This is a genomic window from Nonomuraea insulae, assembly GCF_042656245.1.
Window position 1 is genome coordinate 111,167 of record NZ_JBHSPA010000014.1, and the last position, 13,332, is coordinate 124,498.

Here is a 13,332-nt window from a genome sequence, read left to right on the forward strand (position 1 = left end):
GTTGAGCAATGCGGTTATATATATAAAATCTACGGCGTACCTGCCCCTTGAGTGAAGTTCTTCACGCGGAACGACAAGGCGATCATGGCGATTCCGTACAGGATGGCGAAGACGCCGATCAGCCAGACGAGGCTGAGCATGCCCGCGCCCGGCCAGACGAGCAGCAGCACACCGAAGATCACCGACAGGATGCCGCCGACGATGAACATCCACTCGTTGTCGATGACCTTGCGCAGGTGCACGCCGGCCACGATCTCGGACACGCCGGTGAAGATGGCCCAGAAGGCCACGAGATAGAGCAGGGCCAAGGAAGTGATGCCCGGCCAGAGGAACGCCACGATCCCGGCCAGGATGCCGATGATTCCGGAGATGATGAGCCAGGCCCGCGGCCGTTCCCCGTGCCGGAACCCGGCGAACAGCTCGAACAGCCCGCTGATCAGGGCGTACACGCCGAAGAAGATCACCAGTACGAGCAGCGTGATGCCCGGCCAGATGAGCGCCAGAATGCCGAAGACGATGGCCGCCAGCCCACGTATGAGCAGGAGCCACCACGAACGAGAGATTTCCCCCATGCTGGTCTGCCTTTCCGGGACATACCCGAAAACAGACCAGCGGTAGGTCAAATGTCGGTGATTCGCACCCCTACGGTGCCGGTGTCACCCCGGCGGAGCTTGCTGCCGAACAACACGATCCGCCCGGTCAGGCCGTATTTGCGGCGCAGCAGCGCACGCACGTGGTCGGTCCCGGCCGCGTCCAGGATCTCGGCCCTGCCCTTGACCGGCTCCGTGGTGAGGTCCCCGCGATAGCCGCACCCGGCCACGCTGACCTCGGGGTTGTTCCTGATCCGCTTGATCTTCCCGGAGTGGGCGGGGGTCCAGAAGACCACCGCGTCACCGTCCTGGGCGGCCCAGACGGGAGTCGCGACCGGCGTGCCGTCCCTGCGGTAGGTGGTCACCGAGATGTACTGCTCCGCGCCGAGGTTCATACGTGCGAGTAGACCACGATCGATACCGCTACGTACTGGACCAGGTACGCGGCCACCGTGAAGGCGTGGAAGACCTCGTGGAAGCCGAACCAGCGGGGCGAGGGATCGGGGCGGCGCAGGCCGTACACGATGGCTCCGGCCGAGTAGAACACGCCGCCGACGGCCACCAGCACGACGGCCACGACACCGGCGCCCTGCAGGAGCTGCGGCATGACGAAGATCGCGGTCCAGCCCAGGGCCAGGTAGAGGACCGTGTAGAGCCAGCGGGGCGCGCTCATCCACAACACCCGGAACAACACCCCGGCCAGGGTCCCGCCCCAGATCACCGACAACACCGCCACCCGGGCCACGCCGTCCAGCGCCAGCAGGGCGAACGGGGTGTAGGTGCCGGCGATGATCAGGTAGATGTTCGCGTGATCGACCCGGCGCAGGAACTCCGCCAGCTTCGGGCCGAGGGTGCTTCGGTGGTAGGTGGCCGAGATGCCGAACAACAGGGCCGAGGTGATGGCGTAAACGGTGGAGGCCAGTCGCGCCTGCAGGGTCGGGCCGAGTGCCACGAGCACGAACCCGGCCACCAGGGTCACGGGCAATGCTCCAGTGTGCAACCAGCCTCGCAGTCTGGGCTTGACGGTGAGGGTCGTCATGAAACCTACGGTACCGTAGGTTCGGAATCGCCGCCTTTGGCGGGTCGCCTCAGAGCCGGTTTCGGCGGCCGCCTCAGAGGTTTTGGCGGGTCGTCTCAGAGTTTGGCGGGCCGCCTCAGAGGCCGTTGAGGAAGCTGGCCGCGATGGGGACGGCCGCCGCCCGGCCCGAGCCGCCGTGCCGTACGAAGACGCAGAAGGCCAGGTCATCGCGGTATCCGATGAACCAGGCGTGCGAGGTCTCGTCGCGCACCTCGGCCGTGCCGGTCTTGCCGGAGACCCCCTCGGGCAGGCCCGCGTCACTGGCCGTCCCGTAATCGACGACGGCCGCCATCATGTCCCTGAGCGCCGCCACCACCCCCTCGTCCAGCCGCGTGTCCCCCTGCGGGACGCCGTCGATGCGACGTACCTGCTCCTTCGACAGCAGCCGTGGCGAGCGCCAGGTGCCGCTCTGGACGGCGGCGGCGAGCACGGCCATGCACAGCGGAGTCGTGACGACCTCGCCCTGGCCGATGGCGTCGGCGGCGAACATGTCGAGGTCCGTGGTGTCGGGAACGACGCCGCAGGACCCGCCGATACCGGTCGCGATGGACCGGCCGAAGCCCCATTCGTCCGCGGTTCTGCGCAGTTCGCCCATCGTGAGCCTGGTGGTGGCCTGCTCCACGAAAGTCGTGTTGCAGGAGTAGGCGAAGGCGTCGGCGAAGGTGACGGTGCCGCGATCCACCTCGCCGTCGTTGACGAAGGACGAGTGGAACGGGATCTGGTACGTACCGGGGCACTCGACCTCGGCCGCCGGGTCGAGCCCGCCCTTGAGCAGGGCCGCCGCGGTGATCGTCTTGAAGATGGAGCCGGGCGGGAAGACGTCGACCACGGCGCTGAAGTTGTCCTTGAGGCGATCGGCCAGCGCGAGGATCTCACCGGTGCTCGGCCGGATCACGATGATCGTGGAGTCCTCGGTCCCGTCCAGTGACCGCGCGGCCGCCGCCTGGACGGAACGCGACAGGGTGGTGCGCTCGACCTTCGCCTCGGGTAAGCGGGTCATCAGCTGCTTGTCCGGCTGCCCGGGTACCTTCGACAGCAGCGCCCAGCCGTGGTTGGCCTGCTCGAACTCGGGCCTGAGCGGGTCGAGGTAGGCGTCGGCGTAGCTGTCGTTCGGGATCTTGTCGCCCTCGCTGGTGACGAGTTCGGCCACCGCCGCGTCGATCTCCCCCAGCTCCAGCTTGCCGCCGCCCTTGAGCAGCGGGTGCAGCGTCTCGGGCGTCCACAACACCTTCCAGGCCCGATCCCGTACGGCCAGCCGCAACGTGCTGCCGAACGGCCACGACCCGAACTCCGTCAACTGCCGCACCCCCGCGAACGGCACCTCGGCGGCCTCGTCCCCCGAGCTCTTCAACTGTCCCGCGGTGAGCTGGATGGACTCGACGTGGAGCCCGTCGCTCAGCGAGCGATGCCGTTCGATGAAGTCCGCCGGAGGCTCGTACACCAGCCGCTCCATCGCCGACACGTCCCCCTTGCTCCAGGCCGCGAAGTACGCGGCCGCCGTCCGGGAAGCGCTCCCCTTGACCCGGTTCGATGCCACAACGGCGAAAGCACCCGCCCCAACTACCGCGACAACCGCGATAACGAGCACAATCCACCTTCGTCGTCGCATACGGTTTCTCCCAGGAGGGGATCAGACGTGGGACGTGGACAGCGAGAGCCGATGCCTGGCCTTTACCCGGTGACGTTCGGCGAGATCGAGCTTCTCCGGGACCTGGACAGGCAGGACGGCTGGGTGCTGTCCAAGGATGGCGTACCTCAGTCGTATGTAGATCTACAGGACCCGACATTTCTGGAATTTGAGTATGTACGACTCATGGCGGATGTGATCGACCTTTTGCCAGATGGGCCGCTGAGCTGCGTACACGTGGGCGGAGGCGCCTGCACGATCCCCCGCTACGTCGCCGCCACCCGCACCGGCTCCCGCCACATCGTCATCGAGCCCGACGGGCTGCTGGTCAATCTGGTACGCGAGCAGCTCGGCCTGCGCTCGGTCCCCCGCCTCAAGGTCATCCTCGCCGGAGGCCGCGAGGGCACGACCAAAGTGTGGGACGAAACAGCCGACCTGGTGGTCCTGGACGCGTTCACCGGAGCCACGATGCCGGTGGAACTGGCGACGGCCGAGTACATGGGGGACATAGCGCGCATCCTCCGCCCCGACGGCACCCTGCTGATCAACATGGCCGACGGCAAGGGCCTCGCCTTCGCCAAACGCCTGCTGGCCACCGTCACCGGCACCTTCCGCCACGTGGCCCTGCTGGCCGAGCCCGGTATCATGCGAGGCCGCCGCTTCGGCAACCTGATCGTGGCCGCCTCACGAACAGAACTGCCGGTGGACCTGCTGACCAGACGCGCGGCCGGCGGACTGACCCAGGCACGGTGCGTGTACGGGGAGGCGCTGACGAACTTCATCGCCGGAGCGGCCCCCATCAAAGACGGCGACCCAGTCCTGGCCCCCGTCCCACCCCCTGCCGTCTTCGGCTAACAGCAAGGTCCTCGCATTGGGGGCGCTTTCGCGCCATGCGACAACTCGGGCCCTGCCTCCCAGGGGCTGCGCCCCTTCGACCCCCCAAAAGCAAGGACCTCGCTCATCGCTCGGACGTCCTTCCCAAAACCAGCCCACCCGTGGGCCGTTTACACGGTGGGCCCCGTATGCCCGCCCGAAACCCACGCTCGCTGCGCTCGCCCAGCACCCACCCGTGGGCCGACTACCGGCTTGACCATCTATGCCCGCCCCGAGCGGACCTCGTTGTCCGCCTGGTTGACGATCAGGCCTGCCAGCGTGCTCTTGCCGACTTGCCGGGCACCGTTCACGACGACCACGCGGGTGTCCGCCAGTGCTTCGCGCGTCATGGCCTGGGCGCGGCGCGGGTACAGAGAAGTCTGCGTCACGATCCCGCAGGTTATCGCAGACAGAGCCCTTTGGTGGGCGTTCTGCCGGAGGGTACGTGGGCGTTCTGCCGGAGGGTACGTGGGCGTTCTGCCGGAGGGTACGTGGGCGTTCTGCCGTGTGAACGACTTCTTCGCAGAAAGGCCTCCGTGCGTGATTCATGGGACTCCGTGTGCGGTCCTCTGCTGGAGTGCTCGACCCGCCCTCTCCAGGCTGCCACCACCGTCTGGCTGAGTGACTATTTGAGTGGCAACGGCCCGGGACGCGTGCGGACAGCATCGCTCCCGGATAATTGCGTAGATCGTTCTGTCCCGGTGCTGGCACAATTGCCCGGTGCGTTTGTGGACGGTCCAGCATCGAGCGGTTCTCGAGTCGCTGGAGGACGCCGGCGAACTGGTCGGGGACTGGGCCCGGATCCTGGTCGGAGACTACCGGGCCTGCTACGAGGAGATGGTGGCGGAAATGGCACGCCGTGGTCTCGACTGCGGGGGCCGGCCGCCGGTGTGGGCGTGGGAAGGGCCGGATACCCGCGACAACAACGTGGCGATAACGGCGGAAATGTTGCTCTGCCCGGAGACACCGGAGGAGTACGCCCGCTATGTGGTGCTCGACCTGGACGTGCCGGACGAGACCGCCCTGATCAGCTCGTACGGGCGCTGGAACGATTTCCTGGAAGCGATCATCATGGGCGCGGAGTCGCCGCACATGGATTGGTCGATCGGCCAAGAGGAGCTCAACGGGGTGCAGGTGTGCCTTCCGCGTGTCGCCACCGGATGGGTGCTCGGCGTCCGTCCGTTGGAACCGTTCAAGCCGGAAGAGGAGGAAGACGGAATCAGCTCCTGACCGTGCGCCGGACATCGAGTCGCCCGATGAGCCTGCCGTCACAAACATTGGCCGGGCCTGTCCCTGCTCAAGCCCGGCCGAACTCGGATCGCCCTCCGAGCAGGAGCTCCGTCGGCCGGTTGGCTCGGCCGGCAGGCCGGCCTGAGATCTCGCATGAAGATCTTTCTTTGATCCGCTGACACACAGTCATTACCTTGTCACGATGAGCGCATGCGTCGTGATGATCTGACGAACGCCGAGTGGGAACGACTGGCGCCGCTGCTCCCCACGAACGGCGACCGTGACGACCGATCGACCGACGACCGTACGGTGATCAACGGTCTGCTTCACCAAGCCCGCACCGGAGTGCGCTGGCGCCACCTCCCCGAGAGGTACGGCTGCTGGGTCACCCTCTACAAACGCCACCGCCGCTGGCTGGCCGACGGCACCTGGCAACGCCTCACCATCGCCCTGCAGGCCGACGCGGGCAACGGCGACCGGGTGGGCAGAGCGGCTCCGGCGGACCTCGGCTTCCCCCGCACGCATCAGCCCGGGCCCGGCGCCACGCACACCACGCCGCTTCTCCCCCAGCAAAGGGACGCAGCCGTACTCGCGAGCCTCCAGGCCCTCCTGGGCGATGTGGTCAGGCCGAGAAGGCTCTAGGTTCTCACGATCCCCGGCGCGCGTACGTCGACACCGACGCGCCCACCCGGAAGCGGGTGCCGCCTGGCTCAGGAACGCGCCGGCGGGTCAGCACATGGCTCATACGCGGCCGCCCAAGCGTAACGGTGCCCCACGACCGGCTTCGGTGCGGCGAAGGAGAACAGGCGCAGGCCTACAGGGGCGGGCCTACAGGCGCGAGCCTTGCGCTGAGCTTCCAGCTTCTTCGCCACGAGGATAAATAGCAGCAGGTCCATCGCGTCGGTCGGTGAAGATCATCCCCGGGAAGTGATTCCCCAGATCACGTCGTCCGCTCTCGCCGGCGGCGCAGCAGGGTGAATCCGCCGGCGAGCGTGGTCGGCCCGGCCGCCGAAGTGATGACCGTCCACACTCTCTGGGCGGTCGAAGGTGCCCCGATCAGCGGCGCGGTGAGGTGCCGCCGCCCCCGAAGCTGCGTTCACCGTAACACCCGCTCGAGATGACACCTTTCGCGAGCGCGGAAAAAGTGATATCACTTTGCTAGCAAGATGAAGTCACATCAAGAAGGGAGACCGACGATGGCGAACACATCGGGCGGGGTCGCGCTTGAGGGCACCGTCGTGGACATGCCCGCCCCGCACACCAGCGAGCGGCCGATGCGGGCGGCCAACGGGTTCATGATGCTGGGGGTGGCGACGGCGCTGACCCTGATCGGGGCCGGGCTGCTGGCCACGGGGATCGTCATGCTCGCCTCGGGGGCCGGGCAGGGCGGGTTCTGGCTGGTCATCGCGAGCGTCCTGATGATCATCATCGGGTCCTACACGTACTTCGGCCTCACCGCGGTGGCGCCGGGCGAGGCGCGGGTGGTGCAACTTCTCGGCCGGTACGTCGGCACCCTGCGCACCCCCGGCTTCCAGTGGGTCAACCCGATCACCGAACGCCGCCGGGTCTCCACGAGGATCCGCAACCACGAAACCGACGTGACCAAGGTCAACGACGCGGACGGCAACCCCATCCAGATCGCGACCGTGGTGGTCTGGCAGGTGCAGGACACCGCGCAGGCGGTCTTCGAGGTGGACGACTTCCTGGAGTTCGTGGCCATCCAGGCGGAGACGGCCGTGCGGCACATCGCCGGCATCTACCCGTACGACGCCCACGGGGAGCCGAGGTTGTCGCTGCGGGACAACGCCGACGAGATCAACGAGCGGCTGTCCGCGGAGATCGGGATCAGGGTGGCCTCCGCGGGGGTGAAGGTCATCGAGTCCCGCATCATCCACCTGGCGTACGCACCCGAGATCGCCCACGCGATGCTGCGCCGCCAGCAGGCCGGCGCGGTCGTGGCGGCCCGGCAGCGGATCGTCGAGGGCGCGGTCGGCATGGTCGAGATGGCGCTGGAGAAGCTCGCCGAGCACAACGTGGTCGAGCTGGACGAGGAGCGCAAGGCGGCCATGGTGAGCAACCTGCTCGTGGTACTGGTCGGCGACCGCGACACCCAGCCGGTCGTCAACACCGGCACCCTCTACCAGTAACCACCGTGGAACGGAAAAAGATCCTTCTGCGGCTCGACCCGGTGGTCCACGACGCGCTGGCCAGGTGGGCGTCAGACGATCTGCGCAGTACGAACTCCCAGATCGAGTTCCTGCTGCGCAGGGCGCTCTCCGAGGCCGGCCGCCTGCCCGATGGGGTAGGGCGGATCCGCCCCCGCGGAAGACCGAGAAAAACCCCGGACGACGAGGAGGGACACGAGGATGGAGATGCCAGTGAAGCAGGATGAGTCGCTGACGCGGTCAGCCTTCCTGCTGGCCATCGACCTGCGGAAAGAGCGGCTGGCCAACCGGAGCGAGCTCGGATACCTGCTCCGCGCGGCGGCCCTGACCGAGCTGCTGCTGGCGGGCAACCTGGCGGACGAGTCCGGCAAGGCGCGAGCCGTGTCCGCCCCGGCCGGCGCCGAGCCCGGGTCGTTGCCGGCGATCGTCTGGGAGCAGATCTCGAACTCGCCACCGCGTTCCTGGCAGCGGTGGATCCGCAAGGACCAGGGCAAGGCCATCCGGCTCGTACGCGACGAGCTGGCGGCGGCTCAGGTAATCCGGGTGGAGCGGCGGCGGGTCCTGATTTTCCATGTAGATCGAATCAAGCCGCGCAAGGCATACTTGACGCGCAAACTGGCCGAGCGCGTCGGCCGGGCCATCCGCGGCGGACAGCCCGTCAGCCGCCTGGAGCTGGACGCCCGCGTCCTGGCGGCACTGGCCGCGGCGGCCCAGACGGTCCTGCCCGCCCGTTGGGAGACCTATCAGCGCCGGGACAGGATCGAGCAGCTTTCCGCGCCCATCGAGCCCGTGGCCACCGCACTGCGCAAAGCCGTGCAGTCGGCGAAGAGCGCGGCGGCGAGCGGCTGACCCCAACTCAGCAGGCCTCAGCGATAGAGATGATCTTGACCGAGTCAGCCGAGGAGCCGGGCCGGCGGAGATCCTGCTGCGCCGCCTGGCCTACGCGTCGGGGCCGAGGTAGGCGAGGACCGCCGCCACCCGCCGATGCACGTCACCGCTGTTCTCCAGGCCGAGCTTGGTGAAGATGGCGTTGACGTTCTTCTCCACCGACGAGATCGACAGATGCAGGGCGCGGGCGATGGCCGAGTTCGACCGGCCGTGGGCCATCTCGCGCAGCACGTCCCGCTCGCGGGCGGTCAGCGCCTCCTGCTGACCCCGTACGTCACGCCTGGCCAGCAGGCCCTCGACGACCTTCGGGTCGATCACCGAGCCGCCTGACGCCACCGCTCTGATCGCCCCGAGCAGTTCGTCCAGATCCCCCACCCGGTCCTTGAGCAGGTACGCGAAACCCTCCGTGCCGTGCTTGAACAGCTCGAACGCGAACAACGTGTCCGCGAACTGCGACAACACCACCACCCCGACCTCCGGATGGGCGGAGCGGATGCGATGGGCCGCGTCGATGCCCTCGAAGCCCTGCCGCCACTCCCCTCCCGGCATCCGGATGTCGGTGATCACGACGTCGGGACCGAGGCGGCGTACGGCGTCGAGCAGTTCGTCGGCGTCGCCCACCGCGCCCACGACCCGCACCTCGCCCGACATCTCCAGCAACTGCCGGGTGCCCTCGCGTACCAGGTAATGGTCGTCGGCCACCACCGTGCGGATCAGCTCACCCATCGACCGGCACCCACGCGTTCACCCGTGTCCCCTTCCCCTGTGCGCTGTCCACCGTCAGGCCGCCGCCGAGCGCGTCGAGCCGGTCGGCGAGCGTCGCCAGCCCTCTGCGGGCGATCGCCCCAGGGTCGAAGCCCTTCCCGTCGTCGGCGACCGTGGCGCGCAGCCGGCCGTCCTCCTGCGAAAGGCGTACGTCTATGCTGCCCGCCCCCGCGTGCTTGAGCGCGTTGGCCACGGCCTCGCTCACGGTGAAGTACATGGCGCCCTCCACCTCGTCGGCGAAACGCCTGGCGCGCAGCGGCGGGGGCGAGGTCACCGTCGTGCGCACGGGCAGGCGGGAGCAGCGCTCCTCCACGGCCTCCACCAGGCCGCCCTGGCTGAGCGAGGAAGGGTGGATGCCGGCGGCCAGCTCACGCAGGTCGGTGAGGGTCTGGCGGGCCTGTTCGCGCAGGTGGGTGAGCATGTCGGGGCCCGCGCCCGTGGCTCTGGCCAGTTCGAGGCCGGCGATGAGGGCGACGAGCTGCTGCTGTACGCCGTCGTGGATGTTGCGCTCGATGCGGCGGCGTTCGGCCTCCTGGGCGTTGACCAGGCGGGTCACCAGGCCGGCACTCTGGATGGCCAGGCCGGCGGGCACGGCCAGGGCCTCCAGGAGGTGCCGGTCCACCCGGGTCAGCGGGCTGGTGTCCCTGGGTCCGCACTCGATGCGGCCGAGGCCGCCGCGTACCGGCAGCTCCAGGACCGCCTCGCCCTCCTCCTGGCCCGCGACCACGCGTGTGCCGTCGGCGAGCGTGACGGCGGCCCACCTGACGTCCAGTCCGTCGCGCACCGCCGCGGCCAGCCGGCCGAGCTGCTCCACCGGCTCCGAGGTGTCCTCCAGCGCCGTGCCGAGGCCGGTCAGCACCTCGCCCGCCGTCGGCCGCAGGTCGAACATCATCAGCAGGCGCGACCCCCGGATGCCGATCCGCACGTCGAGCAGGCGGTGCCGGACGACCGCCACCGCGATCGCGGCCGGCAGTGCCCCGACCAGCGTCAGGGCGCCCAGCAGCCCGACCAGCCAGTTCTGTGCCCCGCCGAAGTTGAAGAACGACACCAGCGCCCCGCCCGCCACCGTCGCGGTCATGCCTCCGATCATCCAGGCGTACTGCCGTCGCTCGCCCCCCTCGCTGCGCCGCCAGCGGAGCACGAGCCCGCAGAACACGATCAGCGCCATGATCCACGTGACGAACTGCCCTCCTCCGGACAGCAACAGCACGGCCAGGCTCACGGACATGAGCTGTTCCTGCAGCGGCTCGTAGATGTCGACGGCGGTCAGCAAGACCCCGACGGCGTGCAGGGCGATCGCGATGCCGGAGATCCACGCCACGATCCGCCACCGGGGCGAGGGCAGCCGCCCGTCGGGGAACAGCAGGGGTACGAAGATCCAGGTGAGGCCGAGGAACACGGCGGACATGGAGGAGAGGGCGGTCACGCGGAGGCCGTGGGCGGACAGTCCCACGCCCAGCGTGCCGAGTCCGAAACACAGAGCGTCGGCCAGGAGCAGCCAGCCGAAGCCGAGCTCCGGACGCCGGGCGGCCAGCAACCAGCCCAGCGCGGGCAGGATCAGGGCGATGACGGCGTACGCCCACTCCGACGCCGGGGGTGGCCAGCCGCTCGCCAGGACCACACCGGCCACGACGCCGCCGGCCGCGATCAGCGCCAGCGAGGCGGCCGGCAGCCTGGAACTCATAGGGACCCATCGTGACGAGCGTTCGTAAGAGCGTCTATGAGGTTATCCGCATATTTCCTACGGCTACCCTCACCGGCGGAAACGGCGGCCCGCTTGGTGGTCCCGATCCCGGTGCCCGGGTTGGCTTGGATCATGAATACTCCGTCCAAACCCGTCCGGATCCTCGCCGCGGCAGCGGCGGCCATCGCCATGACGGCCTGCGTGAGCGGGCCCGCTCCCGTCCAGGCCACGGCGGCGGCCCCGATGACCGCGACCGTCGACATCCCCGACACCCCGGCAGGCCGCCAGGCTACCTGGCTGCTCGACGCGGCCCCCCGCGCGCCGATCCCGGACAACGAACTGGCCGGGCACTTCACCGCCGACTTCCTCAAGGCCGTTCCGCCCGCGCAGCTCAACCAGACCCTGGTGAGCGTCAAGGCGATGACGCTGGAGAAGATCCTGGCCGCTCAGGACACCCACCTCGTGGCCCGGATCACGGTGGGCACCACGCCGTTCGACATGGTGATCGACGTGGACGCCACCGGCCTGATGAACGGCCTGCGCTTCGCCGAGCCGCTCAAGCCGGCGCCGACCCCCACGAGCTGGGCCGAGGTGGACAAACGGGTACGCGCCGTCGCCCCGGAGTCGGGCTTCCTGGCGGCCGAACTGACCGATTCCGGCAAGTGCCGCCCCGTGCACGGGGTCGCCGCCGACGAGGCGCGCCCGCTCGGGTCCATGTTCAAGCTGTACGTGCTGGGCGCGGTGGTCTCGAGCGTCAGGAGCGGCGCGTTCGGCTGGGACACCCAGCTCACGATCACGCCCGGCAGGAGGAGCCTGGGGTCCGGCGGGCTCCAGGAACGCCCCGACGGCAGCAAGGTGTCGGTCCTGGAGGCCGCCAAGCTGATGATCTCCATCAGCGACAACACGGCCACCGACCTGCTGGTCCACAAGGTGGGCCGCAAGGCGGTCGAGCGCACGATGCGGTCCTGGGGCCTGCGCGACAAGCGCAACGAGCCACTGCTGACGACGCGGGCGCTGTTCGTGCTCAAGGGTGTGGACTATCCGGCCCACGTCAAGAAGTACGTGTCGCTGAGCACCTCCAAGCAGCGTGCCTACCTGGAGAAGGTGGTGGACAAGGTCCCGCTGTCGAAGATCCAGCCGTATTCGAGCCCTCGCGAGCTGGACACGATCGAGTGGTTCGCCTCCCCGTCCGACACCTGCCGCGCCTACGCGGGCCTGGTGAAGCTGGGCGACCGGCGCATCGGGGAGATCATGTCGATCAACGACGCCGGCCTCGGGCTGGACAAGGCGCGGTGGCCGGCCGTCTGGTACAAGGGCGGGTCGGAGCCCGGGGTGTCGGACCTGGGCTTCCTCGGGCGTACGTCGAAGGGGAAGACGTACGTGGTGACCACGCTGGCCACCAACCCGAAGGCGCTGCTCGGAGACCAGACGGCAGTGGAGCAACTCGCCCTGACCCGCGGCGGCTTCACCCTCGCCAAGGATTCCTGAGATCGCTTGCCGATTTACGGAAGTAGGTAATAAAGTACTGCCTCATTATGAAGATGGAACTTGATGAGACCGATGGGCTGCTCTTCGATCCTCGCGCCAGGGCGGCCATGAAAGAGTTCACCGGCGGCGCGGACACACTGGCGTTCGAGGCGGGGGCCGCCGTGCGGACCGCGTTCCAGGCCGTCGAGCGCATGCGCTCCCACGGCAGCGAGGGCCGCGGGCTCAGTTCAGGGGCGATGGATCTGCTGCTGCGGCTGAGCTCGGCCGGGGATGACGGCGCGAGCATAGGTGAGCTGGCCGAGGCGGCGGGCGTGAGCTCCAGGAACGTCACGGGGCTGGTCGACACGCTTGAGCGGGAGGGGCTCGTGCGGCGGGCGCCCGACCCGAAGGACCGGCGCTCGGTGCGGGCGCTGATCACGCCCACGGGGCAGGGCTGGATCGAGGCGTTCAGGAAGCCGTCGCAGCTCGCCATGGCGGCGATCTTCCAGGGGTTCACGGACGAGGAGCTGGGCCTGTTGCGGCACCTGTGCCTGCGACTGGCGGTCAACCAGGAGCGGCTGAGCGAGGTGATCGGCCGATGAGCGCCAGGCAGGTCGTGCGCGGCTATCACGACGCGCGTTACCGCGGGGACGTGGCCGGGGCCGTGGCGATGGTGTCCGGGGAGTCGTTCTCGTTCCGCAGTCCGTTCATCACCTCCGCCGACCCGGCCGGGCATCTGGCGGGGCTGGAGGGGTTCCTGCGGGTGGTGACGGAGGTGGAGATGATCAGCGAGCTGTACGGCGAGTCGGAGGCGACCCTCGTGTACGACGTGCACACGGCGACCCCGGCCGGCGTGCAGCGTACGGCCGAACATTTCCGGCTGCGCGACGGGAGGATCAGCACGATCATGCTGATCTTCGACGCGGCCCCGTGGCAGCCGATGGCGCCCGTGATCAGGTGACCCG

At 68.7% G+C, this 13,332-nt stretch carries 16 protein-coding genes; 9 read left to right on the forward strand and 7 right to left on the reverse strand.

What is annotated here, in order from left to right:
- Positions 1–29 precede the first annotated feature (29 nt).
- The 4 genes from ACFPZ3_RS10825 to ACFPZ3_RS10840 form a co-directional block, all read right to left on the reverse strand.
- The gene (locus ACFPZ3_RS10825; protein WP_379513866.1) at positions 30–572 is read right to left on the reverse strand and encodes an HdeD family acid-resistance protein; all 543 of its coding nucleotides are present in this window, start codon (positions 570–572) and stop codon (positions 30–32) included.
- Between the two features lie 47 nt (positions 573–619).
- Positions 620–985 (reverse strand): PPOX class F420-dependent oxidoreductase, encoded by a 366-nt coding sequence (locus tag ACFPZ3_RS10830; protein WP_379513867.1) that lies wholly within the window; start codon positions 983–985, stop codon positions 620–622.
- On the reverse strand, positions 982–1,629 hold the full coding sequence (trhA, locus tag ACFPZ3_RS10835) for a PAQR family membrane homeostasis protein TrhA (RefSeq protein WP_379513868.1): 648 nt from the start codon (positions 1,627–1,629) through the stop codon (positions 982–984). The genes ACFPZ3_RS10830 and trhA overlap by 4 nt, the downstream gene beginning before the upstream one ends.
- Before the next feature lie 115 nt (positions 1,630–1,744).
- A complete protein-coding gene (locus ACFPZ3_RS10840) occupies positions 1,745–3,205 on the reverse strand; it encodes a penicillin-binding transpeptidase domain-containing protein (protein WP_379513869.1) in 1,461 nt (486 codons plus the stop codon).
- Positions 3,206–3,328: 123 nt separating this feature from the next.
- Between ACFPZ3_RS10840 and ACFPZ3_RS10845 the strand changes: the two genes are divergently transcribed.
- A complete protein-coding gene (locus tag ACFPZ3_RS10845) occupies positions 3,329–4,150 on the forward strand; it encodes a spermidine synthase (RefSeq protein ID WP_379513870.1) in 822 nt (273 codons plus the stop codon).
- Between the two features lie 239 nt (positions 4,151–4,389).
- Here the strand turns inward: ACFPZ3_RS10845 and ACFPZ3_RS10850 are convergent, their stop codons facing one another.
- Positions 4,390–4,557, reverse strand: a complete 168-nt coding sequence (locus ACFPZ3_RS10850; protein WP_379513871.1) for a hypothetical protein — start codon at positions 4,555–4,557, stop codon at positions 4,390–4,392.
- Positions 4,558–4,888: 331 nt separating this feature from the next.
- Between ACFPZ3_RS10850 and ACFPZ3_RS10855 the strand changes: the two genes are divergently transcribed.
- The 5 genes from ACFPZ3_RS10855 to ACFPZ3_RS10875 all read left to right on the forward strand — a co-directional run bounded on the left by ACFPZ3_RS10855 (position 4,889) and on the right by ACFPZ3_RS10875 (position 8,412).
- Entirely contained in the window at positions 4,889–5,398 is a 510-nt protein-coding gene (locus ACFPZ3_RS10855; protein ID WP_379513872.1) for a DUF3841 domain-containing protein, read from the forward strand.
- A gap of 210 nt (positions 5,399–5,608) precedes the next feature.
- A complete protein-coding gene (locus tag ACFPZ3_RS10860; RefSeq protein WP_379513873.1) occupies positions 5,609–6,040 on the forward strand; it encodes a transposase in 432 nt (143 codons plus the stop codon).
- Positions 6,041–6,594: 554 nt separating this feature from the next.
- Positions 6,595–7,545 carry an SPFH domain-containing protein gene (locus tag ACFPZ3_RS10865; protein WP_379513874.1) on the forward strand — a complete coding sequence of 317 codons (951 nt, stop codon included), beginning with the start codon at positions 6,595–6,597 and terminating at the stop codon, positions 7,543–7,545.
- A gap of 5 nt (positions 7,546–7,550) precedes the next feature.
- The gene (locus tag ACFPZ3_RS10870; RefSeq protein ID WP_379513875.1) at positions 7,551–7,790 is read left to right on the forward strand and encodes a type II toxin-antitoxin system antitoxin; all 240 of its coding nucleotides are present in this window, start codon (positions 7,551–7,553) and stop codon (positions 7,788–7,790) included.
- Positions 7,777–8,412: a GPP34 family phosphoprotein gene (locus tag ACFPZ3_RS10875; protein WP_379513876.1), complete on the forward strand. Its 636-nt coding sequence runs from the start codon at positions 7,777–7,779 to the stop codon at positions 8,410–8,412. Before ACFPZ3_RS10870 ends, ACFPZ3_RS10875 begins: the two co-directional genes overlap by 14 nt.
- A 90-nt stretch (positions 8,413–8,502) precedes the next feature.
- Here ACFPZ3_RS10875 and ACFPZ3_RS10880 read toward each other — a convergent pair whose 3' ends face one another.
- Entirely contained in the window at positions 8,503–9,177 is a 675-nt protein-coding gene (locus ACFPZ3_RS10880) for a response regulator transcription factor (RefSeq protein WP_379513877.1), read from the reverse strand.
- Entirely contained in the window at positions 9,170–10,900 is a 1,731-nt protein-coding gene (locus ACFPZ3_RS10885; protein WP_379513878.1) for a sensor histidine kinase, read from the reverse strand. Before ACFPZ3_RS10885 ends, ACFPZ3_RS10880 begins: the two co-directional genes overlap by 8 nt.
- Before the next feature lie 132 nt (positions 10,901–11,032).
- Between ACFPZ3_RS10885 and ACFPZ3_RS10890 the strand changes: the two genes are divergently transcribed.
- The 3 genes from ACFPZ3_RS10890 to ACFPZ3_RS10900 are packed head-to-tail and all read left to right on the forward strand — an operon-like array spanning position 11,033 to position 13,328.
- Positions 11,033–12,388 (forward strand): serine hydrolase, encoded by a 1,356-nt coding sequence (locus ACFPZ3_RS10890; protein ID WP_379513879.1) that lies wholly within the window; start codon positions 11,033–11,035, stop codon positions 12,386–12,388.
- A gap of 53 nt (positions 12,389–12,441) precedes the next feature.
- The gene (locus tag ACFPZ3_RS10895) at positions 12,442–12,969 is read left to right on the forward strand and encodes a MarR family winged helix-turn-helix transcriptional regulator (protein ID WP_379513880.1); all 528 of its coding nucleotides are present in this window, start codon (positions 12,442–12,444) and stop codon (positions 12,967–12,969) included.
- The gene (locus ACFPZ3_RS10900; protein ID WP_379513881.1) at positions 12,966–13,328 is read left to right on the forward strand and encodes a nuclear transport factor 2-like protein; all 363 of its coding nucleotides are present in this window, start codon (positions 12,966–12,968) and stop codon (positions 13,326–13,328) included. Before ACFPZ3_RS10895 ends, ACFPZ3_RS10900 begins: the two co-directional genes overlap by 4 nt.
- The last annotated feature ends 4 nt before the right edge of the window (positions 13,329–13,332 follow it).

Excerpts from the sequence above, each read along its gene's own strand:
- ACFPZ3_RS10900 (WP_379513881.1), top strand. The coding sequence starts at position 12,966 with ATGAGCGCCAGGCAGGTCGTGCGCGGCTATCACGACGCGCGTTACCGC.
- ACFPZ3_RS10885 (WP_379513878.1), bottom strand. The coding sequence starts at position 10,900 with ATGAGTTCCAGGCTGCCGGCCGCCTCGCTGGCGCTGATCGCGGCCGGC.
- ACFPZ3_RS10830 (WP_379513867.1), bottom strand. The coding sequence starts at position 985 with ATGAACCTCGGCGCGGAGCAGTACATCTCGGTGACCACCTACCGCAGG.
- ACFPZ3_RS10825 (WP_379513866.1), bottom strand. The coding sequence starts at position 572 with ATGGGGGAAATCTCTCGTTCGTGGTGGCTCCTGCTCATACGTGGGCTG.
- ACFPZ3_RS10865 (WP_379513874.1), top strand. The coding sequence starts at position 6,595 with ATGGCGAACACATCGGGCGGGGTCGCGCTTGAGGGCACCGTCGTGGAC.
- trhA (WP_379513868.1), bottom strand. The coding sequence starts at position 1,629 with ATGACGACCCTCACCGTCAAGCCCAGACTGCGAGGCTGGTTGCACACT.
- ACFPZ3_RS10895 (WP_379513880.1), top strand. The coding sequence starts at position 12,442 with ATGGAACTTGATGAGACCGATGGGCTGCTCTTCGATCCTCGCGCCAGG.
- ACFPZ3_RS10880 (WP_379513877.1), bottom strand. The coding sequence starts at position 9,177 with ATGGGTGAGCTGATCCGCACGGTGGTGGCCGACGACCATTACCTGGTA.
- ACFPZ3_RS10845 (WP_379513870.1), top strand. The coding sequence starts at position 3,329 with ATGCCTGGCCTTTACCCGGTGACGTTCGGCGAGATCGAGCTTCTCCGG.
- ACFPZ3_RS10890 (WP_379513879.1), top strand. The coding sequence starts at position 11,033 with ATGAATACTCCGTCCAAACCCGTCCGGATCCTCGCCGCGGCAGCGGCG.
- ACFPZ3_RS10860 (WP_379513873.1), top strand. The coding sequence starts at position 5,609 with ATGCGTCGTGATGATCTGACGAACGCCGAGTGGGAACGACTGGCGCCG.